The 23,707-nt window shown below is 32.9% G+C and carries 23 protein-coding genes; 17 read left to right on the forward strand and 6 right to left on the reverse strand.

Annotation, left to right across the window (positions count from 1 at the left end):
- Positions 1-256: 256 nt before the first annotated feature.
- The 4 genes from cyoE to HMPREF3154_RS10020 all read left to right on the forward strand — a co-directional run bounded on the left by cyoE (position 257) and on the right by HMPREF3154_RS10020 (position 3,346).
- Positions 257-1,168 carry a heme o synthase gene (gene cyoE / locus HMPREF3154_RS10005; protein WP_002435363.1) on the forward strand — a complete coding sequence of 304 codons (912 nt, stop codon included), beginning with the start codon at positions 257-259 and terminating at the stop codon, positions 1,166-1,168.
- 25 nt (positions 1,169-1,193) lie between these two features.
- Entirely contained in the window at positions 1,194-1,655 is a 462-nt protein-coding gene (locus HMPREF3154_RS10010; RefSeq protein ID WP_002435338.1) for a DUF420 domain-containing protein, read from the forward strand.
- 190 nt (positions 1,656-1,845) lie between these two features.
- Positions 1,846-2,892 carry a CAP-associated domain-containing protein gene (locus tag HMPREF3154_RS10015; RefSeq protein ID WP_023350455.1) on the forward strand — a complete coding sequence of 349 codons (1,047 nt, stop codon included), beginning with the start codon at positions 1,846-1,848 and terminating at the stop codon, positions 2,890-2,892.
- A gap of 19 nt (positions 2,893-2,911) precedes the next feature.
- Positions 2,912-3,346, forward strand: coding sequence for a YlbF/YmcA family competence regulator (locus HMPREF3154_RS10020; protein WP_002435434.1), 435 nt, complete (start codon positions 2,912-2,914; stop codon positions 3,344-3,346).
- A gap of 228 nt (positions 3,347-3,574) precedes the next feature.
- Here HMPREF3154_RS10020 and HMPREF3154_RS10025 read toward each other — a convergent pair whose 3' ends face one another.
- Positions 3,575-4,501: a glycerophosphodiester phosphodiesterase family protein gene (locus HMPREF3154_RS10025; RefSeq protein WP_023350454.1), complete on the reverse strand. Its 927-nt coding sequence runs from the start codon at positions 4,499-4,501 to the stop codon at positions 3,575-3,577.
- 231 nt (positions 4,502-4,732) lie between these two features.
- On the opposite strand from HMPREF3154_RS10025, the gene HMPREF3154_RS10030 reads away from it, so the two are divergent.
- Positions 4,733-4,984, forward strand: coding sequence for a DUF2129 domain-containing protein (locus HMPREF3154_RS10030; protein ID WP_002435298.1), 252 nt, complete (start codon positions 4,733-4,735; stop codon positions 4,982-4,984).
- Positions 4,985-4,995: 11 nt separating this feature from the next.
- On the opposite strand, the gene HMPREF3154_RS10035 is transcribed toward HMPREF3154_RS10030, so the two are convergent.
- On the reverse strand, positions 4,996-5,385 hold the full coding sequence (locus HMPREF3154_RS10035; protein ID WP_002435389.1) for a DUF7147 family protein: 390 nt from the start codon (positions 5,383-5,385) through the stop codon (positions 4,996-4,998).
- A 67-nt stretch (positions 5,386-5,452) separates the two neighbouring features.
- Here HMPREF3154_RS10035 and rsmD point away from each other — a divergent pair, with 67 nt between their 5' ends.
- Positions 5,453-5,995 carry a 16S rRNA (guanine(966)-N(2))-methyltransferase RsmD gene (gene rsmD, locus HMPREF3154_RS10040; RefSeq protein ID WP_002435311.1) on the forward strand — a complete coding sequence of 181 codons (543 nt, stop codon included), beginning with the start codon at positions 5,453-5,455 and terminating at the stop codon, positions 5,993-5,995.
- A gap of 1 nt (position 5,996) precedes the next feature.
- Positions 5,997-6,482 carry a pantetheine-phosphate adenylyltransferase gene (coaD, locus tag HMPREF3154_RS10045; RefSeq protein WP_002435417.1) on the forward strand — a complete coding sequence of 162 codons (486 nt, stop codon included), beginning with the start codon at positions 5,997-5,999 and terminating at the stop codon, positions 6,480-6,482.
- 68 nt (positions 6,483-6,550) lie between these two features.
- On the opposite strand, the gene HMPREF3154_RS10050 is transcribed toward coaD, so the two are convergent.
- Entirely contained in the window at positions 6,551-7,684 is a 1,134-nt protein-coding gene (locus HMPREF3154_RS10050; RefSeq protein WP_002435309.1) for a nucleotidyltransferase, read from the reverse strand.
- Positions 7,685-7,810: 126 nt separating this feature from the next.
- Here HMPREF3154_RS10050 and HMPREF3154_RS10055 point away from each other — a divergent pair, with 126 nt between their 5' ends.
- Together HMPREF3154_RS10055 and rpmF are read left to right on the forward strand one after the other, a co-directional pair.
- On the forward strand, positions 7,811-8,365 hold the full coding sequence (locus HMPREF3154_RS10055; protein ID WP_002435440.1) for a YceD family protein: 555 nt from the start codon (positions 7,811-7,813) through the stop codon (positions 8,363-8,365).
- Positions 8,366-8,441: 76 nt separating this feature from the next.
- Positions 8,442-8,615, forward strand: coding sequence for a 50S ribosomal protein L32 (gene rpmF / locus HMPREF3154_RS10060; RefSeq protein ID WP_002435373.1), 174 nt, complete (start codon positions 8,442-8,444; stop codon positions 8,613-8,615).
- Positions 8,616-8,759: 144 nt separating this feature from the next.
- On the opposite strand, the gene HMPREF3154_RS10065 is transcribed toward rpmF, so the two are convergent.
- The 3 genes from HMPREF3154_RS10065 to HMPREF3154_RS11720 form a co-directional block, all read right to left on the reverse strand.
- Positions 8,760-12,077, reverse strand: a complete 3,318-nt coding sequence (locus HMPREF3154_RS10065; protein WP_023350453.1) for an NEAT domain-containing protein — start codon at positions 12,075-12,077, stop codon at positions 8,760-8,762.
- A gap of 172 nt (positions 12,078-12,249) precedes the next feature.
- Complete coding sequence (locus tag HMPREF3154_RS10070) at positions 12,250-13,896, reverse strand: NEAT domain-containing protein (protein ID WP_070474709.1); 1,647 nt, start codon at positions 13,894-13,896, stop codon at positions 12,250-12,252.
- A gap of 172 nt (positions 13,897-14,068) precedes the next feature.
- On the reverse strand, positions 14,069-16,891 hold the full coding sequence (locus HMPREF3154_RS11720) for a YSIRK-type signal peptide-containing protein (protein ID WP_023350451.1): 2,823 nt from the start codon (positions 16,889-16,891) through the stop codon (positions 14,069-14,071).
- 250 nt (positions 16,892-17,141) lie between these two features.
- Here HMPREF3154_RS11720 and isdC point away from each other — a divergent pair, with 250 nt between their 5' ends.
- The 8 genes from isdC to HMPREF3154_RS10115 all read left to right on the forward strand — a co-directional run bounded on the left by isdC (position 17,142) and on the right by HMPREF3154_RS10115 (position 23,527).
- Complete coding sequence (isdC, locus tag HMPREF3154_RS10080) at positions 17,142-17,747, forward strand: heme uptake protein IsdC (RefSeq protein WP_023350450.1); 606 nt, start codon at positions 17,142-17,144, stop codon at positions 17,745-17,747.
- A 23-nt stretch (positions 17,748-17,770) separates the two neighbouring features.
- Entirely contained in the window at positions 17,771-18,847 is a 1,077-nt protein-coding gene (locus tag HMPREF3154_RS10085; RefSeq protein WP_239666265.1) for an NEAT domain-containing protein, read from the forward strand.
- Positions 18,844-19,725 (forward strand): heme ABC transporter substrate-binding protein IsdE, encoded by an 882-nt coding sequence (gene isdE, locus HMPREF3154_RS10090; RefSeq protein ID WP_023350448.1) that lies wholly within the window; start codon positions 18,844-18,846, stop codon positions 19,723-19,725. The genes HMPREF3154_RS10085 and isdE overlap by 4 nt, the downstream gene beginning before the upstream one ends.
- Positions 19,726-19,736: 11 nt before the next feature.
- Positions 19,737-20,705, forward strand: a complete 969-nt coding sequence (locus HMPREF3154_RS10095) for a FecCD family ABC transporter permease (RefSeq protein ID WP_037560588.1) — start codon at positions 19,737-19,739, stop codon at positions 20,703-20,705.
- On the forward strand, positions 20,695-21,477 hold the full coding sequence (locus HMPREF3154_RS10100; RefSeq protein WP_037560586.1) for an ABC transporter ATP-binding protein: 783 nt from the start codon (positions 20,695-20,697) through the stop codon (positions 21,475-21,477). The genes HMPREF3154_RS10095 and HMPREF3154_RS10100 overlap by 11 nt, the downstream gene beginning before the upstream one ends.
- Positions 21,470-22,198 (forward strand): class B sortase, encoded by a 729-nt coding sequence (srtB, locus tag HMPREF3154_RS10105; protein ID WP_023350445.1) that lies wholly within the window; start codon positions 21,470-21,472, stop codon positions 22,196-22,198. Before HMPREF3154_RS10100 ends, srtB begins: the two co-directional genes overlap by 8 nt.
- 19 nt (positions 22,199-22,217) lie before the next feature.
- Entirely contained in the window at positions 22,218-22,541 is a 324-nt protein-coding gene (locus HMPREF3154_RS10110; RefSeq protein WP_002435201.1) for an antibiotic biosynthesis monooxygenase, read from the forward strand.
- A gap of 245 nt (positions 22,542-22,786) precedes the next feature.
- Positions 22,787-23,527 carry a TrmH family RNA methyltransferase gene (locus tag HMPREF3154_RS10115; protein WP_002435147.1) on the forward strand — a complete coding sequence of 247 codons (741 nt, stop codon included), beginning with the start codon at positions 22,787-22,789 and terminating at the stop codon, positions 23,525-23,527.
- Positions 23,528-23,707 lie beyond the last annotated feature (180 nt).

A 23,707-nucleotide genomic window follows, 5' to 3' on the forward strand; every position in this document is an offset into this window, starting at 1 on the left:
TATTGCATCACATATTGTGGTTATAAGACAAAAAAGACAATATAAATTGTTTTGACACTTGTTATTTTAGTACTTTAAATTAATGTACATATTTTTACTTTTAACTCATTATAACAAGAATACCATTTTTAATTGTGTCACAAAATCGACGATTTATAATGTCGCTAAAGTGTCACAATTTAATTTTATAAAACCTAGTCTTTTAATAAAATATACTATATCATTGTACTATATGAAAAATTCAAGGAGGGGAACTATGAGCAAAGAACACACTTTGTCACAGGATACGGGCCGAGTAACCTTCAAAGAATTACAACAAATCATTAAAATGGGCCTCGTTCAAGGTAACTTGATACCTGCATTTGCAGGCGCATGGCTTGCAGTTGTAATGACAAACCATTCCTTCCTATCGTCTATACCTCAAATATTATTGATGATTGTTGGCTCTACTTTAATCATGGGGGGCGCATGTGCTTTAAATAATTATTATGATCAAGATATTGATAGCATCATGCCTAGTAAACAAAGTAGACCGACTGTAAACGATAGAATCTCAGATAGAAACTTATTAATATTAAGCTTTGGTATGATGTTAATTGGTGAAGCTAGTCTTTTCCTATTGAACGTACCTTCAGGCGTTTTAGGTTTAATAGGTATTGTAGGATATGTTTCTTATTATTCAATTTGGTCTAAGCGACATACAACTTGGAATACAGTTGTTGGAAGTTTTCCTGGTGCTGTACCACCTTTAATTGGTTGGGTAGCTATCGATGGCAATATTAGCTTAGCAGCCATTGCACTATTTTTAGTTGTCTTTTGTTGGCAACCCGTTCACTTTTATGCACTTGCTATTAAAAGAAGTGACGAATATTCATTAGCTAATATTCCGATGTTACCATCAGTTAAAGGTTTTAAACGCACTAGAATTAGCATGTTCATTTGGTTAGTATTCTTATTACCTTTACCATTCTTATTGTCTGGCTTAGGTGTAACATTTGTAGTCATCGCTACATTACTTAATCTAGGATGGTTGGCATTAGGATTGACTACCTTCAAGAAAGATTCTGACCAAACAAAATGGGCGACAAAAATGTTCATTTATTCATTGAACTACTTAGTTGTATTTTTCGTACTTGTTGTTGTCGTTTCATTAATTAAAATGATCTAAATTTACTTAAGTAAGGATGAAACTTATGAGCGTACCCATTTTACCCACGATAAGTACTTCATGTATCGTCATTAGTGCAATCTTAGTGGCTATCGGATGGAGATTAATTTGGAAACGTCAAATTGATAAACATAAAAAAGTCATGTTATGGGCAGCAGTTTTTGCATTAACTTTCTTTATTATTTATGCTAGTAGAACAATTTTCATAGGGAATACTGCCTTTGGTGGTCCAGATTCAGTGAAAATCTACTACACCATCTTTTTAGTTTTCCATATCAACTTAGCTACTATTGGCGGTGTATTAGGATTAGTACAAATTATTTTAGCTTTTAATGATAAATTTAATATTCATAGAAAGATTGGACCGGTTGCATCGATTATTTGGTTCTTCACAGCAATTACTGGCGTGGCGGTGTACATTCTATTGTATGTACTTTACCCAGGCGGAGAAACAACCTCATTAATTAAAGCAACTCTAGGACTATAATTTATTTATTCGTTCTTTCTATTCAACTATACTGATAAAACTTCATTGTAGGTTTTGTCAGTTTTTTTAATTTTAGCTACAATACTAAACTAGAAAACTATAAATTAGCGTTGAAGGTTTAATCGCTTGTCTTGATAAATAATAGACTATTTTTGTACAATAAACTTAATTCTGTAGAGGTGGGTGAGTAATGAAAAAGCTAGTTATCAAAGTAGTAGGTGTTATTTTTTTAATTACTTTTTTAATTTATTTATTTTACTCACCACGTCTTAAATTTGATGTATTAGAGAATCCAAATAAAAGTAATAAAAGTAATCATTCAGAACAATTCCAAAAGTCTAATAAGAATGTTGAAAATCCTAAACCTAAACATGGCATTGGTACTTGGATTGGTAAGGATATTAAATTTATGACTAAACACTATGGTCAAGCTGATCGTACATATCCATTTAAATATGGTTATAAAAATTACATATTCAAAAAAGATAATGAATATTATATCGTAAGTACTAAGAAAGATATTATTACTTCAGTTTATGCAACCGGAAAAGACGTCAAAGTTGATCCGTTAACTATCGGTGAGAGTGCCTCACATCTATTTGAAAATACAAGCATTAACCCGGAACCAACGATACAATCTAATGGTAAGACGTATCGATTTGAAATGTCGGATGAAGACATGAAAACTCAAACATTAATTAAATATGGTAATGTCTACGCGCAAGTTTATTCTGACCAAGAATCAAACAAAATCTTAGCAGTTCGATTCTTAGATTCAGATACATTAGCGGCACTACAACCATATAAATTAAATACCGATGAAGGTGACACTTCAGATTCTAAAGATAAAGCAACACCGTTTGAACAGAACCCGAATCAACTCATTACACTTTATGAAGTAACTAATCAAATGAGAGAGTTAAAGGGGTTAAAACCTCTAAAAATTAATGACGATATTGCACATATAGCTTCAATTAACTTGTATGAAGCAACTGAAAAGGGTACTGATAGTGCCGAATTCACTGAGAATGCATTGACACAACAACTCGATGAAAACAATGTGTCCTACACATCAACGAGTCAGAACGTAGGGTATGATTTTGATGATGTACCAACTTTAATTCATAGTTGGATGAACTCAGATATCCACCGCTCTCGTATGTTAAATAATAAGTATGACGAAATGGGCGGAGAGGTTATGAAAGATTATTATTCATTAATTTTCTTGGAAAAGTAAAATACGAAAGGGTGAGAATATGATTACTGAAGAAACATTATCCATTTTAGATGAGATAGAAAATTTATCTGATATGATTGTTCAATCAGATGTATATCAAACTTATCAATATGCTAAAGATAATTTAGAAAATGATGACGAAGCACATTTACTTTATCAAGCATTTTTAAAGTCAAAAGATCAATACGATGATGTCATGAGATTTGGTAAATATCACCCTGACTATAAAAGAATTATGATGGAGACACGTCAACGTAAGCGTACATATGAAATGTTACCTGTTGTCATGGAATATAAGACAAAGGAAGTCGCATTACAGAATTTAATTGATGAAGTACTGACAAAAATTGCATTTGCAGTTTCGGAAAATGTGAAAATTGAAGCGGGGAATCCATTCTTCCAAACAGGTCATAATGGGTGTGCAACTGGTGGATCTTGCAATTGTTCATTATAAATATAGATAAAAAGAAGATACGAAGAGAGTATTTAATCTAGCAATAAAAACACTTTCGATGAATAAAAAAATGTCATCGAAAGTGTTTTTTAATTATGATTTGATTTATGATGATGCGTCTATGTGAAATGAAATGCTTTTATACAATGAGTTGAAAATCTAACTTTAGGATGCATATTATTTTATATAAAGTCTCTACTGTATCGATAAGTTTAAAGCAATAGTGTTTTACTTATTAAGTAAGGTTTCTTTAAATTGTTTAGCTAAGTCAGGGCGGTCTGTAACTAAGGTGTGAACGCCTTTATTATAAAGGTCTGTCATTAAATCAATACTGTTCACACCATAGAAACCTGGAACAATATTATTTAAATTTAGCCAGTCGATAAAGCGTTTAGACGTTAACGGCACACCTTTAAACTCAGTTGGCATTTGAAATGTATCAGCTTGAGGCGTGAATGTATTTCCAAGCATACTATTAAATTTCAAGAAACATTCAGCTACTTCAGCTTGACTAGCACCGACGGCTATTTCATCATTGCTATACTCAACAAAGCGTCGAATTTGAGTTTTATGAAAACTTGTTACGAGCACACGATCTTGCGCTTGATGTTTAACAATAGTATTGTACATCACCTCAGGAGCAAGTCGACCTTCATACGTATTAGGTGCATCTTTTAAATCAACATTGATATACATGTTTGGGTACATCTCTAATAATTCTTCAAATGAAAGTATTTTGGCATGAGGATCATTGCGATAAGGCGTAGCGCCATTAATATCTGTAAAATGATAGCCTGCGTCTAGACGTTTCAATTCTTCTAAAGTATGTTCGCTGACTTTACCTGAACCATTAGTAGTACGGTCGACAAGCGCATCATGAAAGACAATTAATTTACCATCTTGAGTTAAACGTACATCTGTTTCAAAACCGTCTAGTCCATATTCTACTGCATTGTCGAATGCTAATTGAGTTTGTTCAGGACGAACTGCCATCCCGCCTCTATGGGCAAATAAATAGGGTGCTTGTCCTGAAAAGAATGCTGGAATAGACTTAACTTGTTTAGGTGCTTTATTTTTATTAAAGTAAAACAAACTTCCTAAGATACCAGCGGTTGCTAAAGAACCTTTGACTAACCATCTTTTATTATTACTCATCTATGAGCCTCCTCTTTATTATTAGACATAGCTTAACAAATATTATCTTATTATTAAAAGTATAGTATCTTCATCTTGTATTATCATAATAGTATTCATTTTCATAAATAGTGTGCGTAAGGATAAACTTACATAGAGTGGTTAGGGTGTTTCAAGAACAATCATAGTCATTTCAATACAAACATAGACGTGATATGATTACTTATGTATGAATAATGGAGTGAGCAAGATATGAATTTAATTCCTAGAGTAAGTTTAATTATTTATTTAAAACATATTAAGCACGAACGACAAATAAGAAAATATGGACATATTGTTCATTCAAATAGACAAAGAAAATATGTGGTGATGTACGTCAATGAAGCAGATGCTGATTATGTAGTACATAAACTCATGCAGCTTAAATATGTGAGAGATATTGATGGGTCACCATATAAGTTTTTAAAGAAAACTTATGAGAAGGAAAAACATGAAGTGCTATAAACACTCATGTTTTATTGTAATGGTGGAATCCAACGTTGTAGACGTAAAACGCTGATAAGATAATTAAAATATAAGTCTATATCAGGATAAGTTTCTGGTGGTTGAACATCAATGCCTACAATTGGGATATTATACTTTTCAGCTTCAGTATTAATGATTTCAAATTTCTTATTTCCATCTGGATATGGATAGTTTAAAGCATTAACCATGATATACATAGCTTGGAAGTGGTTGCCAGATGTCGGATTCATAATCATTGCTACTGAAGATAGTTGTTTCTCAGATTGTGGCGAATGAAAGTAAATGATGCGATTGATACGAGGGTGATTGAACTCGATAAGGGTAGTGAATTCAAATAAATCTGTTAAACCTTCACCGATTTTGATAAACGATTGTTTCATAAATTAATCAGTCTCCTTTAATACAACAAATTATATTAAATAACTTATTGAAATGGAAGTGTGAGCGATGCGCGTAATTGCAGGTAAACATAAAAGTAAAGCGTTAGAAAGTCTTGAAGGACGAAATACAAGACCTACTATGGATAAAGTAAAAGAAGGCATTTTTAACAGTTTGCATGAAGTTTCAGGTTTAGGATTAGATTTATTCGCAGGAAGCGGAGCATTAGGCATAGAAGCTTTATCACGTGGTATGGAAAAAGTTATTTTTGTAGATCAAAACTTTAAGGCTGTTAAAGTCATCAAAGCTAATCTAAATCAATTGGATTTAATGCCTCAAGCTGAAGTATATAAAAATAATGCCGATAGAGCGTTAAAAGCACTTGCTAAACGTGATATTCAATTTGATGTCATTTTCTTAGATCCTCCTTACAAAAAGGGGTTAATTGATGAAGCAATTGAGCGAATTTCGGAGTTTAATTTATTAAAAGAAAATGGTATTATCGTTTGTGAGTTTAGTAATCATGAGGATATTAAATTTGAGCCGTTCCAAGTGATTAAGCGTTATCATTACGGTTTGACAGATACTTTGTTACTTGAAAAAGGAGAATAAAATGAGTAAGACGAGAGCAGTTATTCCCGGTAGTTTCGATCCTATTACATATGGACACTTAGACATTATAGAGCGAAGCGCCGATCGCTTTGATGAAATTCATGTATGTGTGTTAAAAAATAGCAGCAAAGGTGGAACATTTGATTTAGAAGAACGAATTGATTTAATAAGAGATTCTGTTCAACATTTATCAAATGTAGAAGTTCATCACTTTAATGGATTGTTAGTCGACTTCTGTGATCAAGTAGGAGCAAGAACGATTATCAGAGGTCTACGTGCAGTCAGTGACTTTGAATATGAATTACGTTTAACCTCCATGAATAAGAAGTTAAACAATAATATTGAAACAATGTACATGATGACAAGCACGAATTATTCATTTATTAGTTCAAGCATTGTAAAAGAGGTAGCAGCCTATAAAGCAGATATTTCAGCATTTGTACCACCAAATGTTGAGAAAGCATTAAAAGATAAATTTGATGTTTAAAAAATAACCATTTCAACAATTTTTACTGAACGAAATTCAATCAGTAAGGGTATGTGTTGAAATGGTTTTTATTTGCGTATGATAGGTGTGTTGAAATCTGTTTGAGATTGTTTGCTGATAAGATTATACACTTGTGTAGCTTTAATTTCATTTTGGAAATAGTGTGCATTTTTTTTATTTATATTAGTGATAAATTGACGCTCAGGAAATTTATTTTTTAAATATTTTAAGTAATTTCTACCAGTATCGTTCATTCCTAAAATTCTAACAGCGGGGATGTCTTTTTTTACATTATGAGCACGTACATTGATTAATACATTCATAAGCACACGTTGTATATGAGTATAAGTGTAACGTTTCGTTTTAAGCTTCTCCATTAGTTCTTTGAACGAGTAACTTTCTTGAACTATAGATTTTAAACGATTCTCAAAGCCTTCATTTACAGTGTATATTGATGCTAAAGCCTCAGTATCTTGCACCATAAGTTGATACTTAATGAAAGGGAATGTATCTTCGATTGAAGCATGAGGTTTATGATACAAAGCGTGTACTGATTCAGGAACCACACGTTTCCACTCATTATCGTTCTTTATTAAAGACTGACGAATAGATGTTCCACTTGCAAAGGTAGGATGCTGTATTTCAGAGTGGTGATGATGTGAACCTTCACGTTTAATTGTCATTGCTTTTATAATTGGTGCAAATCGTTTGATTGCCTTAAGATAACTTATACCTAACATGTTGTTCGGCGATTGAATAAGTTCATGATGATCAGTGAGTTCACTCAATATACGAGGGTAACTCTTTCCTTCTTTAAGTTTACTTTTAAAATCGGGGTGGCTTTCTAAAGTTGAAATAGTAGACGCAAGTTGTTGTAATTCTTCTATATTTGCACTTTCACTACCAAAAGAAATTTCATCAATATCTAAATAATGAGCTACTTTAATAGCCATTTCAGCAAATGTATCTCCTGAAGAGAGACTAGCTATTAACGGTAATTCCACGACTAAATCAACGCCAGTGAGGGCCATTTCAGCACGAGTAAATTTATTATAAATTGCAGGTTCTCCACGCATAACAAAGTTGCCACTCATCAACGCAATTGTTACATTTGAATTGGAGTGAAGTTGAGTTTGTTGTGAGTGATATAAATGTCCGTTATGAAATGGATTATATTCAGTTATGAGCCCAACACTTTTCATTTGCATTTCGTCCTTTCAATATTCATCATTAGTATTGTAACAGAACAATATATGTTAAGAAAAAATCTTGACAACTTTTGTTGGGAAAGTTAAAATAAATTTTGTGCTTGTTAGAGGTGAAGCCATATGAAATGGTCAATAACACAATTGAGAAAGTATCAAGGTAAGCCGTTTGAGTTTAACCAAAAGGCTCATTTTGATCATTTGAAAGAGTCATTAGATTTAATTGATCTATCAGAAATAAATGTTGAAGGCCTATTAACAGTGAAATCTAATGAAGTGATTGCAGATATGCATGTTACTGGTACATATACTATGCCATGTGCACGTACGCTAGAGCCAGTAGATGTGCCTCTAGATGTAACTACTTCAGAAGTATTTGACTTAGAAGGCTACGATGATTATACCGATGATGACGATCAAGAAGATGAACATTATCATCTTGTCACTGATGGTATGATTAATATCAAAGACATTGCTGAAGAACTTGTAATTATTGAAAAGCCTATGCGCGCCTTTTCTGAAAATAGTGATCAAATGCTAACAGAAGGTAATGGCTGGGAAGTCATTGATGAAGATCAATTAATTGAAGTTCAAAAAGAACAAGAAGATGATTCTGAAACTAAGCAAGTTGATCCAAGGCTTCAGAAATTACAACAATTATATGATAAAGAGCAATAGCAGTTTAATTAATGGTATAATAGTATTAATTGAACTGACATTTTAATTAAGTGTCTATTCTTAAGGAGGATTAATCATGGCAGTACCAAAAAGAAGAACGTCTAAAACAAGAAAAAATAAACGCCGTACGCATTTCAAAATTTCAGTACCTGGTATGACTGAATGCCCAAGCTGTGGCGAATACAAATTATCTCACCGCGTATGTAAAAACTGTGGTTCTTACAACGGTGAAGAAGTCGTTTCTAAATAATAAATTTATATATTTATTTTTATCCAGTAATCTGTCTAAGGTTACTGGATTTTTTATTTATTATAAACATCGACCTACAGCATTGTAGGGGATTGCTGTAGGCCGACGATAAATTATTGATTAATATTTTGTAAGATAGTGCTATTAATGTTTGTCACTTTTACGGTTCTTTCTATTTATGAGTAACGTACTACCTAAGAATGCTATTAAGCTTGCCCATATTGTTGTTTGAGAAGAATCTAAACCAGTATTAGGTAAAGTTTTAGATTTGTCAGTTGATTGAGATTTGTTTGACTTACTATCTTTAATAACTGTTACTGTTTGAGATTGGTCAGATTTTCTATCTTTAGTAACTGTTAAAGTTTTAGTTTTTGAAGAAGTCTTTGTAAGTTTTGTTGGACGCTTAGGATTTGGTTTTTCTTTTTTAGGAATTGGAATAGGTTCGAATTCTTTATTAGGTTCATCATTAATTATTCTAATATCATAATTTCCTTTATAGCCGATTTTGGGTACTTCAATACTTACAAATGCGTTATAAACCTTTTGACCCTTTACATAAGGGAACGCAACAGTACGCGTATCATGTTCTTTATCTCTTGCTATTGTAGTTACACGTTGGCCCTCAACTTTAAATTCTTTCCAATAAGAATCATTTTTAATTGTAAGAACTACAAGTTTGTTGCCTTTTTCATCTACAGCTACTTTGATAGGTTTTTGAACGTAATTTTCTATTGCAGAAGGTTGATCTTTTAATTTTTTCAGTATAGAAAAATCAACGGCTTTTTCATCTTTTAATACTGTAGGTGTAGTAATAGCACTTTCAAACTCTGTTGAATTTGGTTTTACTGATGATGTTGTGTTTTGAGTTTCCGCAGGTTTAGCTGTTGGTGTTTCTACAGGGTTAGTCGTTGCATTATTATTGTTTGGATTATTATTTGTAGGATTGTTCGTTTGGTTAGAATCAGCTTTTGGTTTCTCTATAACAGGGAAGTCAAGTGCAAGAGTTGTATCTACTTCATTACCAGTTTTATCTTGTTTAGAAACGACAGTTGTTTTAAGTTGGATTTTATCTAGTAATTTATCAGTAGTTAAAACTGCTTCTTTAACTTTATTACCTTGATCAGTTAATATTATGTTTTCACCATTATGGGTAATTTTAGAGAATTGATATTTAGTTCTCTTAGTGATAAGTGAATTACCATTTGCTTCTTTGACTTTAAAAGTATATTGATATTTGTCTCCAACTTTTTCTACTTTTACATCCTTTTCAAATAAATTAGCGTATGTTGAATCTTGGGCATTGTCTTTTTGATATTTCAAATCTCCTTTGATAGTTACAGGGAAAGCAGTTGGAACTTTAGCTGTTTCAACTTCATGATCTGGAACTGATGATTGGTCATTATTGTTTGTTTGAGTAGTAGTTTGTTGATTCTGTGATGATGGTGCCGGTTTAGTTGTTTTAGCTGGTTTAGATGGACGCTCTTTAGGGTCATTCCATAAGTCATTATTAAATTGACGCGCACTATCATAGTATAATTGAAGTGTTACGTCATGAGCTTGATCTCTACTTTTATTAGGATTATTAATATTTTCAGGATATTTAGTTGTTCCTGTGAGTTGAATTTTCTCTAATAAATCTTTAGAGGTTACGGTGAATTCCTTAATTTTATTCTTTTCATTAATTGTTTTAAGTTCTAATGGTTGGTCTTTATATTCTACTCTGAAAAGTTCAAAATCATAGAATTCTCCGCCGACATCAGCAATTCCAGGATGTAAGTGAACAGTATATTTATATAAATCATTTAATTTTTCAATTTTTACATTAGGATTTAAAGCACCTTCGTATAAAGATGATTCCTCATTATTAATTGCATTTCTAAAATGTCCACTTACAAAAATTGGTAATTCTTTATGTAATTTATTTTTATCATACACAACATCTTTATAAATATTTTTATACGTTGTTGCTTGATAATCTTTAGCAGTTACTTTTTTAGATGAATCACTGTTTTGTGATACATTTGAAGTACTCGTGTCTGTAGAAGTTGATTTATTTTCCGTTGAATCACTTGAAACACGTTTCTTCGCAAATTCATTATTTTGAATTCTTACATGATATTGACCATCATAACCAATATTTTTAACTACAACTTTTACAATCGCATTGTATACATCTTTACCATCTTCATAAGGGAAAATGATTGTACGTGTATCATTCGTTTTATCACGAGAAATAGTCACCACACGTTTACCTTCAACTTTTAAATCTTTCCAATATGAGTCAGTTTTAGTTTGCATTACAACGTATTTTTTACCATCAATAGTCGCTGTTTTAAAAGGATGTTGAACAAAGCCGTCCATAACTGAAGGATTATCTTCAGTACTTTCAAGTACTACGAAATCAGCATTTTTTTCGTCAGTTAAAGTTTTGGGAGTAGGTTTTACATTTTCAAACTCAGGTTTAGCGGACGTTACTTCTTGTTCTAAATCACTTTTAGCTTTGGCAAGTTTTTCCTTGTATTCTTGTTTTAAATTATCAGGTAGTTTATCTTGAATCTTTTCTAATTCATAAACTTGTCTTTCCAATGTTTTAGATTTTCTATAAGGTTCTAATAACTTCTCAGTATCATATTCCTGTTGAGTTTGGAATTGGGATGTATCATTCTGAATTGGCTTTTTAAATACTAATCTTGCGTCATAATATTCTTTGTTGGTACCACCACCCCATACTACTGTAGCAAGAACTCTGACTTCTTTAGTTCCATCTGTAACTGGAAATCTTACATATGCATAATCTTTTTCTGAATCAAATGAAACAAGGTTAACGGGTAATTTAGTATCGCCATTATATACTTCAAATTTTTCAAATGAATCTGCGGTCTGAACTTCAAATTCAACTTTTGCGCCATCTCTTGTAAATATGACATCAGCCGGGTTTTTTGTGCTCGCTTCTATATAGAAAGTTTTTTCACTACTACCTTCTAAACTAAATTCTATAGGGCGTCTGGGCCCTTCATCATGTGGTTGATTTGCGACTGCTGGATCTTTAATTGCTTCTTTTAAATTATCAGCAGAGTGAAATTTAGTTTGTGCATTTTGGCTAGTGTTTGAAGTGGATTGAGTTGTATTACTAGCATTATTATTTGAATTATTTTGAGAAGTTGATGTGCTCTGTGTATCAGATGAAGCTTGAGTAGTATTTTTCGGTTGAGCTTGATCACTTTGATTAGTTGAACTTGAGGTAGAAGCCCCAGTTGGGTGAGCTGTATTAGTGTTTTGTCCAGAAGAAGCAGCCGAATTAGTAATAGCTTGGGAAGTAGTATCTTCAGCAGCTTGAGCTTCATGATTGGTACCTAAGAAGATGGCAGTTCCTAACGTGATTGAAGCTACTCCTACGGTTAATTTACGTATTGAAAAGTAATTGGCATACCTCAATGAATGATTCTTATGTTGTTTGTTCATGGTGTTAACCACTCCTGAAAATAAATTTATAATTGATAAACCTTATCAATTAGCTTAGGGTTATTATACACTATTTATTTTTAATTTGAATACTATTTTAAAAATATTTTATTGATTTAATTTTATAATAAAAAACAAGTACATCGTATAATGATGTACTTGTAGTAAGTCATTAGATATTTTTATTGTTTTTTCTTTTAAGAAGTAATAATGAAGATAATAGGGCGATAAGACTAAATACTAGACTGTTACTATTTGATTCTTGTTTTGAACCTGTTTCTGGTAATTCTTTTGAAGTTTTAGATTTACTATTGTCTTTAACTACAGAATCTTTTCCTTTGGTTTCTTTAGAATCTTTATCATGTTTTTGGTCTTTCTTAGGTTTAGGGCCGTTGGAGTCTTTATGTATTTTATCGCGTTTTTCAGAATGTTTAGCAGCATCAAGTTGTTTATCTTTAGAAGTATCATCTTTTTTATTAGTTTTTACATCTTGCTTTTTAGTAGTATCGCTTACTTGAGCTTCCGGTGTTTTAGTATCTTGTTTTTTGTCAGTAGCTGTTTGTTGATTTTTAGAAGTGTCATCTTTTTTAGCTTGATTATCAGTTTTATCATTTTGATTGTTAGTAACAGTATCACTTACAGGCGCTGAAGGTTTTTTAGCCTTATCCTGTTTATTATCAGCATCAGGTTGTTTATCTTTAGAAGTATCATCTTTTTTATTAGTTTTTACATCTTGCTTTTTAGTAGTATCGCTTACTTGAGCTTCCGGTGTTTTAGTATCTTGTTTTTTGTCAGTAGCTGTTTGTTGATTTTTAGAAGTGTCATCTTTTTTAGCTTGATTATCAGTTTTATCATTTTGATTGTTAGTAACAGTATCGCTTACAGGCGCTGAAGGCTTTTGAGTCGTGTCTTGTTTTTTATTAGCATCAGGTTGTTGATCTGTAGAAGCGTTATCTTTTTTGTCCTGACTATCAATTTTAGTGTTTTGATTATTAGTATCAGTATGGTTTACCGGAGCTGATGGTTTTTCATTTTTAGCTTGATTATTACCAGCATCAGGTTGTTCTACATTCATATTATCATTTTGTTTAGCTTGGTTTTGAGTAGCCGTTGGTTCTGGGTCCTCAATAGTAGGGATGACACTTTCTAATTCAATATGTGTTGTATATTCATGATCATATTTTAAAGCAGGTATTACAATATGAACTTTACTAATAATATTATTCATACCTGGTGTTACTTCCATATTTACTGTTTTAGTATCTTTCTCAGTATTATCATCTACAACTGTAGTGGGTAATTCAGTTTCATTTTCATCGAAAAATCGAAAACTCTTCCACCATGAGGCGTTGTCTAAAGTGATTTGGAAGTAGTACTTATCATCTTTTTTTATTACTTTACCAGGATGCTGCACATATTGATCCATGTGAGAAACGTCGTTTGTTTTATCTTTTTGAACTTGGAAATTTAAAGTTTGAGAAAGTTCATTCGACTTTGAATTACTATTGTTTGTATTAGTAGTTGGCGCATTTTGCGTAGTAGCTTGGTTATTTTGAGTATTTGAATTTTGAGTAGCAACCGTATCGGCTGGTTTGGACTGCGCTTGTTGCGCTGATTGATTCGTATTTTTGTTAGTTTGGTCAATAGTTGTAGAGTTTTGAGTACCTTGACTATTATTGCTTTCAGCGGCTTGAGCTTCATGGTGTGCACCAATAATAAGTGCTGAACCTAATGTGATTGAAGCTACTCCAAATTTAAGCTTTCTAATTGAAAAGAAATTATTTAAAATGAGTGTGTTTTTCTTATGTTGATGTTTCATGTTGTGAACAACTCCTATGTAATTTTTATTGATATTATTTATCAATTAACACAAAGATATTATACACTAATATAAAATTAAGTGAATGATTTTTTAATAATTTCATTATTATATTTTAAAACATAAAAAACGAGCTAATCTTGATTAGATTAGCTCGCCATGAAATTTATAACTATTTAGATTCTTTTCTTTGTCTTCTTAATAGTAATAATGATGCAGCTAAAGTTATTGTGCCGAATACAGTAGTAGCGTAGTCTGATTCATCGCTTAATCCAGTTTCCGGTAATTCAGATTTATCTTTTGAACCATTTGAAGTTTTAACCTCATCGTTAACAACAGTTTGTTTGTTATCACTATCAGTGTTGCCAGTGTCTCCACCAGTTTGACCACCTTTGTCTTCACCAGTATTTCGTCCAGTGTCTCCACCAGTTTGAGTATCTTTGTTTGAACCAGTATTTCCGCTAGTGTCTCCACCAGTTTGGCCATTTCCAGGTTTTTGATCAGTACCAGGTTTAGGATTACCGTTTTCATTAGGTGTTGTTACTTCAGTATTTTGATCTGGATTAGCTGTACCAGGTTTAACACCAGCACCTAATTGGCCATTTTGTTCCGGAGTAGTAGGTTTAGCTTGTCCATTATTATTAGTATCTGGTTTTTCTTGATTATCTTGACCACTTGGTGTTGTTTGACCAGGAGTACCAGTTGAACCGTTATTAGTATCAGGAGCAGGAGTTCCTGTAGTACCAGTAGTACCTTGTCCAGATTGGTTGTTTTGATCAGGAGTAACTGTACCAGGTTTAGGATTACCGTTTTCATTAGGTTTAACTTCAGTATTTTGATCAGGATTAGCTGTACCAGGTTTAACACCAGCACCTAATTGGCCATTTTGTTCCGGAGTAGTAGGTTTAGCTTGTTCAGCATTATTAGTATCTGGTTTTTCTTGATTTTCATTGCCAGGAGTACTTGGTTTTTCTTGATTATCTTGACCACTTGGTGTTGTTTGACCAGGAGTACCAGTTGCACCGATATTAGTATCAGGAGCAGGAGTTCCTGTAGCACCAGTAGTGCCTTGTCCAGCTTGGTTGTTTTGATCTGGAGTATCTGTACCAGGTTTTTGATCAGTGTCAGTACCTTGGTTAGGAGTAGTAGCACCAGCATTATTGTTAGTATCAGGTTTAGCGACACCATTGTCATTAGGTTTTACTTCAGTATTTTGATCAGGAGAAGGCGTTACAGTAGTGCCTGCACCATTTTCACCCGTTTGAGTACCTTGACCAGGAGTACCTGTTTGAGGTGTGTTTTGGCCTTGTTGATCATTACCAGGAGTACTTGGTTTTTCTTGATTATCTTGACCACTTGGTGTTGTTTGACCAGGAGTACCAGTCGCACCGTTATTAGTATCAGGAGCAGGAGTACCTGTAGTACCAGTAGTGCCTTGTCCAGCTTGGTTGTTTTGATCTGGAGTATCTGTTCCAGGATTTTGATCAGTGCCAGGTTTAGGTGCAGTACCTTGGTCAGGAGTAGTAACCCCAGCGTTGTTATCAGTACCTGGTTTAGTTTGGTTTTCATTACCAGCTTGGTTTTGATTAGGAGAAGGCGTTACAGTAGTGCCTGTACCATTTTCACCCGTTTGAGTATCTTGACCAGGAGTACCTGTTTGAGGTGTGTCTTGGCCTTGTTGATCAGTACCAGGAGCGCTTGGTTTTTCTTGACCATTTGGCGTTGTTTGACCAGGAGTACCAGTTGCACCGTTATTAGTATCAGGAGCAGGAGTTCCTGCAGTGCCTGCAGTACCTTGTCCAGCTTGGTTGTTATTTTCAGGTGCAGTAGTTCCAGGAGTACCAGTCGCACCGTTATTAGTTTCAGGTGCAGGAGTACCTGCAGTGCCTGCAGTACCTTGTCCAGCTTGATTATCTTTATCAGCAGGTGGAGTCACAGTAGTTCCTGCATTTTGATTGCCAGCCTCAGGTTTAGCTTGTGTATCTGTAGTCCCTGTATTTTGAGCTGTCCCTGTTTCAGTTGTACCAGGTTTAGATTGAGTACCTTGAGTATCTTGTCCTGTAGTTCCAGGTTGTGGAGTTGTGGCAGCATCATTATTAGTATTACCTGGTTGAGTATCTTGATTGTTTGGAGCAGGTGTAGCTTGATTAGGTTTAGTTTCGCCAGGAGTACCTGCAGCATTTTGAGCATTACCAGCTGAAGTACCTGTTTGTTCTCCATGATCTTCTGTATTAGGTTTCTCTTGATCAGTAGTACTAGTACTTGGTTTAGCTGAACCTGTAGTGTCTGTATTAGGTTGTGTTTCAGGTTGAGATGGAGTAGGTGTTCCAGCACCTACAGTACCAGCTTGAGCACCTTGACCTGTACTATTGTTTTCAGTAGTACCTGGTTTAGATGTAGCATCTTGACCAGTCGTTGCCTCTGGTTTTGTTGAAGCTGCTGGGGAAGTTGCATCATTTTGAGGACTAGGAGTCACAGTAGCTCCATTACCTTGATCTGCTGTTTCAGCATGAGGTTTAGCTTGAGTATCTCCAGTAGCTGTAGTTGGCGCAGTTTGACCTGTGCCAGCAGTTTGAGTTCCTTGTGGAGTACTAGTAGCTTGGTTATCTTGTCCGGTAGTATTTGGACTAGGGTTTGTTTGTGTAGCATCGGCTTGATTAGTTTGAGTTCCTGTAGCTTCTGCAGTGCCTTGACCTTGGTGGTCGGCAGTGTTTGTTTTAGCTCCATCTTGACCTGTTTGTGTAGCAGCAGGAGTACCTGTACCAGCTTGATTATTTTGGTCTTGACTTGTAGTGCTCGGTTGACCAGCTGTGTTAACGGTACCTACAGCTTCTCTTTGCCAAGTATTACCTTCCGTGCCTTCTTCAGCATGTGCCTGTCCGAAGAAAAGGAATGAACCTACAATAATAGAAGCAGTACCAACCGTGAATTTTCTAATTGAATAGTGATTTTTCTGAGTGGGTTTGTCATTTGAAAAATTGTTAGGTTTGTTCATAACTTATTCTCTCCTTTGATAAGTAGTTGTCTCAGTTGTCTTTTGAGAAGTTATAGAATTAGAGTGAAATAAAACATTATCCAATGATAATGGTCAAACAATATATTAGCATATTTTTATAACTTTAAACAACTAATTAAAAATATTATCAATTTTATATTGACGTTGATAACTATTTTCATTTATTATTTTTACAAGAATTAGGGTGAGTAATTTATCAAGTTTTATCACTCTTATGGAGGTTGTATAAATGAAAGTGACTTATAAAACGTTAAGTTTTGTTTTAGTTTTAATAATATTTTTAGTGAATTGGGGACCTAATGTAAGTTACGCAGCCGAAGGTAAGTCTATTAATTTTGAAGTTTTAAAATATAATACAAATGATACTTCGATGGCAAATGACTATTTTGAGAAGCCTGCAAAATTAATTGAAAAAGATGGGAAGAAAGTACTTCAAATCACAGTTAATCATAGTCATTGGATTACTGGAATGACTATTGAGGGTAGCAAAGAGAAAATTATTAGCAAAGATGCTAGTAAAGACATGAGAACATCTGAATTTGTGGTAAACAAAGCTTCTGGTAAAGTAAACGGAACAATTGCAGTTTACATCAATGAGCCAGTAAATGGTAAGCCATTTAAATATGATCATCATTACAATATTACTTTTAAATTTGATGGTAAAGATGGTGGAGCGACTGGATCACCAAATATTGTCCAAGATAAATCAACTGCTGAAAATCCTCAAACTAGTGGTGGAATCCCTACATATACATATTTAATTCCTATAGCTTCTCTATTTGTATTAATTACAATTTCAGTTTTGTCATTCAAATTAAAAAAAGGTAATGAATAATGAAATATTGTAGTCGCTTAATGATGAAATTATTCGTTATAGCGTTTACTTTAGGAATATCTTTAAATAATGATACTTATCAAGTAAAGGCTGATGATAAAAATCTATCATCAGCCGATTATTATATTAAAGAAAGCTTTGAAAAAGATAAAAATCATGCGAAACGCCATAGTGATCATCAACAAATTAGAAATAAGATAGAACAAACGATAGAATTTTACGTTCGTAAACAGAATAATAGGGATGTTTCACATATGGATGAGTATGTAAAACATCCTGGTTATATTGTTAATGACGGTAATCAAACATATTTTGTAATGACTTTATTAAACAGAGAATGGTGGGAAAGTTATAAATTCTACCAACATGATAAAGAATTAAAAGTGAAGATTGTAAATGAGGATAAAGAACAAGATACGGTAACCATTCAAATACCCCTTATTAACATAAAAGAAGAAATAAAATCTCGTATCCACATTAAAATACCATCGATACATTACGACCATACGTATACCACTTATATCGTTATGAAACATAGCGAAAAGAATGATGAAAAGGTTAACCACAAAGACGCTCAGAATAACAAGTCTAATCAGTTTGATGATAAAGAGAGCCTAAAAAAAAATTTAAAAACAGAAGAAGGACAATTTAATGAAATAAAAAATGAGAATAGTCATCTAAAAGAGTCAAAACAATCAACTCAACAAGATATGTCGTCAAATCAGATTATCAATAGAGAAGAACAAAATAAATTTTCTAATTCAAATAGCAATCTATCAATTAAACCAAGTACAGATAAACCGAGCTCAGATTCATTAAATCGGACTAATTCAAATACTCCAGCTAGTTTAAATACAAATACTAATTCTAGGTATAGCCAATTGCCTCAACTTAATCCTTTTAAAAAGGAAAAAGATAAACCTAATCCAAGCTTCAATAGAGATGCTGATAAGAAGAAAGTTGCAAAAAAAGACCATAATGAGGATGTACTCCCTAATCATAGAAATACATACTATCTTCTTGGCTCTGTTATTTTATTGGCAATTTTAGCTTTAATCGCAACATATTTTGTTAAAAGAAAGAGTGAGTCGAAAAAATGAGAAAAACCCGAAAAATTTTTACTATCATATTATTTATCGTTTTACTCAGTGGTTGCGAGGCGGATAATAGCAATAAAAAGAAAGATAAAGCTGAATCGAAGGGTATTCGTATCGTACCTACTACCGTCGCTTTAACGATGACATTAGATAAGTTAGATTTACCTATTGTAGGTAAGCCCACATCTTATAAAAAGTTACCAGATCGATATAAAAATGTTCCAGAAGTCGGCCAACCGATGGAACCAAGTGTAGAGGCAGTTAAAAAAGTGAATCCTACACATGTTTTGAGTGTATCTACTATTAAAGATGAAATGAAGCCCTTTTATAAACAGTTAAACATGAAAGGTTACTTCTATGATTATGATAGTTTAGATGGCATGGAGAAATCTATTACTGAACTTGGTAAACAGTTTAATAGGGAGAAGAAGGCTAAAGAACTAAATCATCACCTTAATTCCGTGAAAGCGAATATTGAAAGTAAAGTTGCAAAACAAAAGAAACATCCTAAGGTACTGATACTTATGGGGATACCTGGCAGTTATTTAGTTGCCACTGATAAATCATATATTGGAGATCTCGTAAAAATCGCTGGTGGAGAGAATGTCATACAAGACCATTCTAAACAGTATATTTCTTCTAACACGGAACATTTAGTTAATGTTAATCCCGATATTATATTAAGACTTCCTCACGGGATGCCAGATGAAGTTAAGAAAATGTTCCAAAAAGAATTTAAACAAAATGATATTTGGAAGCATTTCAAAGCAGTTAAAACGGATCAAGTTTATGATTTAGAGGAAGTACCATTTGGTATCACTGCAAATGTAGACGCTGATGATGCTATGACACAGTTATACAATCTATTTTATAAAAAGTGATGGGGGAAATAATGTTACAACACTACTCTAAATTACTCTTTCTAATTTCAATTATTCTCCTATGTGTGACAGTATATGTGTCATTTATTGTTGGTACGATACCTATTTCTCTTAAAGATATATTAACCCAATTTACTACTGGTCATGTTTCTAATGTAGACACAATCATTGATTTAAGATTACCTAGAATCATTATCGCTTTATGTGTTGGTGCAATGCTTTCGGTATCTGGAGCATTATTGCAAGCAGTTTTGCAAAACCCTTTAGCTGACGCGCAACTACTCGGTGTTTCATCAGGAGCACTTGTCATGCGTATGATTCTATTATTGGTGACACCCCAATTATTTTTTGTCGTACCTTTACTTAGTTTTCTAGGAGGAATGATACCTTTTCTATTATTATTTCTCTTAAGTGTGAAATTCAAATTTCAACCGACACGTATGATATTAATCGGTGTAGCAATGTATGCAATGCTAACCGGAGTACTTGATTTATTTGCACAGAATCCATTTCTGAAAATACCTCAAGGACTAACTATGAAAACATGGAATGATGTTAAGATTATCGGAATATCAGCGAGTATAGGTTTAGTAATCACATTGCTTTTAACATCTAAAGTAAATTTATTAGCTTTAGAGGATAAGCAAGCTAATAATTTAGGCTTTCACATTACTAAATATAGATTAATCATTGGGGGCGTAGCTGTACTTCTAGCGAGTGCTTCTTCTGCAATTGTAGGTCCACTAGCTTTTGTAGGCTTAATTATTCCACATATTGTACGTAAGTTAATTGGTAGTAATTATAAAGAAGTGATACCACTATCTATAATTTTAGGAGGATGGTTTGTTGTTACAACTGATTTGTTAGGTAGAACGTTACATCCACCACTCGAAATACCAGCGAATGTCATTATGATGCTTATAGGTGGCCCAATTTTAATCTATCTTATTTGTAAGGGAGCTGTTAATGATGCGAGTTAAGGGGCTTCATTTTCAATATAAGAATGATTCGGAAATTATAAAAAATCTCTCATTAACATTTAGCTCTAGTGCAATTACTTCTATTATCGGACCGAATGGATGTGGAAAATCCACTTTGTTAAAGTTACTTTCTCGAAATTTGAAGCCTTCAAAAGGAGTTATATATTTAGATGAGTTAGATTTGAAAACATTTAGTAAGAAAGCATTTGCACGTAAACTTGCTACAGTACATCAAAAGATGAATATTCCGGAAGGATTCACTGTAAGACAATACATAGAACTTGGAAGATATAGTCATGAAAGTTGGTTGAAAATGGATGTTAAAAAAGAAACAATTGTTCAAAACATTCTTCAACAACTGAATTTAGTAAATCTTCAGAATAAAAAATTGGCGTCATTATCTGGAGGTGAAGCACAAAGAGTATTTTTAGCAACTGCATTAGTGCAAGAACCTCGTTACATCTTATTGGATGAGCCAACCACTTATTTAGATATTCATTACCAATATCAAGTTTTAGATACTATTCGTACTTTAAAAGATCATTATCATATTACTTTTATTATGGTACTTCATGATATTAATCAAGCAATAGAATATAGTGATGAAGTGATTTGCCTAAATGATAAAGGAGTTATTGCGCAAGGTGCGCCTCAAGAAGTGATTAATGAAACAATTTTAAAAGAAATGTATCAAATTGACGCTAAAGTTATAAATGACAGTGAATGTGGCATGATTGTTTGTAGAAAAAGGGTGAGGGATTCAAATGATTAAATTCGTTAGACTTATTCAAATTGTATTAATAGCAGTCATCCTTATCTTTAGTTATCAGTTGTTTAAAACTTATCTTGAAGACAAAGCGTCAGCTAAAAGGTATAAAAATTTACAACAACAATTTAAGTCAGAGTCCCTGTCTAACGAAAATGAGGTACGTCCACAATTTTCTAAATTAGAATCTATTAATAAAGATATTGTTGGATGGATACAACTTAAAGGGACATCATTAAATTATCCAGTATTACAAGGTAAAACCAATCATGACTATTTAAGAGAAGATTTTGATCATGAAAAGACACGTAAGGGAAGTATTTTTATGGATTATCGAAATTCTGTAAAAACTCCTAATTCGAATACTATTATTTATGGTCACCACATGGGTGATAATACAATGTTTGATGTACTAGAAAAGTATTTAAAGCAAAGTTACTTTGATCAGCATCAAAATATTCAATACGACACGAAATATGGTAAATATCAATTGCAAGTCTTTAGTGCATATCGCACTACTACGAAAGATAACTATATACAAACAGATTTTAAAACACCATCTGAATTTCAACATTTTATAGATAATACAAAGAAAAAATCGGAGATACAAACAAAAGTTCAAATTACTAATCAAGACAAGATAGTTACTTTGTCTACTTGCGAGGACGCTTATAACCAAACATCAGGAAGAATTGTTGTTGTGGCGAAGATAGTCAAAATAAATTAACAGAAAAGAGGAAAACATCATGAAATTTATGGCTGAAAATAAATTAAAATTAGATAAAGGAACAGCTCAAGATATAATAGAAAGGTTCTACACAAGACATGGTATTGAAACACTTGAAGGCTTTAAAGGGATGTTTGTAACAAATACTAAAGAACAACCAGATTATGATGAAGTAAAAATTTTAACATTATGGGAATCTGAACAAGCTTTTATTGATTGGTTACAATCAGATGTGTTTAAAAAAGCACATAAAAATGTTCGTCACCAATCAGCAGATGCATCAAGCCCAATTCTTGAAAATGTAGTTAAGAAATATGATATTGGATACCAATACTTTAAATAATGTGTACTGTAATTAAAAGAAGTAAGTGTGATTAATTGAAATTAAAAAAACTTGATTTCGATACAAACTAAAGCAAGTCGAGAGTTTGTTGTCTAAACATAATTGAAACAAATTATGTCAATTTCAAACCTTCGCTTGCTTCTTTTTATAGTAGTAATTAAATTTAAAAATTATAGTGGACTTTGAAATCAATTGATATTAGATTACAATATGAATACATTAACTTAAGAGTTGGAGAAATGATCATGGAACAAATTACGTCTGCTCAAAATAATAAAATAAAAAATGCAAATAAGTTAAAAAAGAAACGTGATCGTGATAAGACAGGTCTAGCTTTAATAGAAGGAATACACCTTATCGAAGAAGCGTATCAAAGTGGTATTGAAATAAAGCAATTATTTGTAATAGAACCTGACAGAACAGATGAGGACCTAATTGATTACGCGAATGAAACATATGAAATTAATATGAAAGTGGCTGAAGCTCTATCTGGTACTGTAACACCTCAAGGTTTCTTTGCGGTGATTGAAAAGCCACATTATAATGATACCGAAGCGCAACAAGTATTATTAATTGATCGAATTCAAGATCCAGGTAATTTAGGTACATTAATTCGCACTGCAGATGCTGCTGGCATAGATTTAATTGTAATGGAAAAGGGTACTGCAGACCCATATCAAGATAAGGTAATGAGAGCGAGTCAGGGTAGTATATTCCATATTCCTATTGTTATTAAGGGTTTAACAACTTACATTAATGAATTTGATGGCCCAGTGTATGGAACAGCACTCGAAGATGCAGTAAGCTTTAAAGAGATAGAGGCTCAATCACGATTTGCTTTATTATTAGGCAACGAAGGTGAAGGTGTAAACCAAGAATTATTACAACAAACAACACAAAATCTTATCATACCCATTTATGGTAAAGCTGAGAGTTTAAATGTTGCTATTGCAGGTAGTATATTACTCTACCAGTTGAAAGGTTGACCCTTTGTTCAAATTTCGGCTATAATAGTTGATGAATTTATTAAAAAATGAAGTATTCATTAGCTATACATCACTGAAACAATTAAATGATCAACCGATAAAAAGACGTAAATTATTTAGAAAGTTGAAAAGGGAGAATAACCGTGACTGAAAGTTATTCCAACTTGAAATAATTTTGTT

The sequence above is a fragment of the Staphylococcus sp. HMSC06C11 genome, from assembly GCF_001808345.1.
In the GTDB taxonomy this organism is placed as follows: domain Bacteria; phylum Bacillota; class Bacilli; order Staphylococcales; family Staphylococcaceae; genus Staphylococcus; species Staphylococcus capitis.